This is a genomic window from Bradyrhizobium sp. SHOUNA76, assembly GCF_023006445.1.
Taxonomy (GTDB): domain Bacteria; phylum Pseudomonadota; class Alphaproteobacteria; order Rhizobiales; family Xanthobacteraceae; genus Bradyrhizobium.
Window position 1 is genome coordinate 1 of record NZ_JALBHA010000962.1, and the last position, 993, is coordinate 993.

A 993-nucleotide genomic window follows, 5' to 3' on the forward strand; every position below is an offset into this window, starting at 1 on the left:
GCGACGAAGGAGAACAAGTGGCAGGGCACCAACTTCCCGCGCTACGTCAACAAGGAGTACGACGCCACCATCGACGCCGCCGACGGCGAGATGGATCCGGTCAAGCGCGCGCGCTTCGGTCGGGGCGTCCTGCCCCGCCGGTCCATAGACGCGCACAGTGGCGGCTCCGGCGATCGCGATGGACAGCAGCGTGATCACCGTCAGCGCGCCATTGGCGACCGACCTGTCGGCGCGCAGCAGCGTGATCAGGAGAATCAACCCGAAGAATCCGGCAGCGGCCAGCGTCATCCACATCGGAAAGGCCGGCGAGCGCCAGATTTGGTCGAGCGAAGTGGCCAATGCCCAGTTCATGCGCGACGTCCCCTCACCCGAGCAGAGAGCGAATGGTCAAGCGAGCACCGCGAGTCGGCAACTGCCCCGGCGCACCTTTTGAAGGTGAAGCGGGCCTTTTGACGGCGGCAGGATACAATTCCCTGATGGCACCAATGCGCGGGGTGCGTCAGCCTTCAGGAGCGCGTGCTGGTTTCAGGAGAGCGCGAGCTGGCTTTCCTTGGCGACGCGTTCGAAGGCTTCGGTCGAGCTCTTGATCCGGTACTGGCAATCATCGCCGTCGGTCGGCAGCAGACGGATGACCTCATACGAGCCGCTGGCAGCGGGGCGCGCGACGTTGCTGGCCGTGAACAATACGCGCGTTCCAATCGGGAATTTGTGCTTCAACACCCTCTCCACTCAAACAACGCCTGCCTCGCCCATGGTCCCACTGCGACGGCCGGCCAGAAACCCAGGCGCTGTATAGCACGCAGCCGGTAGTTTTGGCCAGCGCCATGCCCGCATGGCAAACACGCACATTTTTCAGTCTTTTCAGAGTGATAGCGATGGAACCGGCGGGCCGATGATACCGCCGGGGCCGCGCGTTCAGGCGGCGTGTCGCAGGCCGGTCGCAGCCCAGGTGATCCGTAGCCCGGTCAATTGCCGGACCATGAGCGCCGCCGG

The 993-nt window shown here is 64.6% G+C and carries 1 protein-coding gene and 1 pseudogene; both read right to left on the bottom strand.

What is annotated here, in order from left to right; translation table 11 throughout:
- Positions 1–351, bottom strand: a pseudogene (locus MOV74_RS38970) (hypothetical protein); the annotation flags it as partial.
- Between the two features lie 174 nt (positions 352–525).
- Positions 526–717 (bottom strand): hypothetical protein, encoded by a 192-nt coding sequence (locus MOV74_RS38975; RefSeq protein WP_026202495.1) that lies wholly within the window; start codon positions 715–717, stop codon positions 526–528.
- Between the last annotated feature and the right edge of the window lie 276 nt (positions 718–993).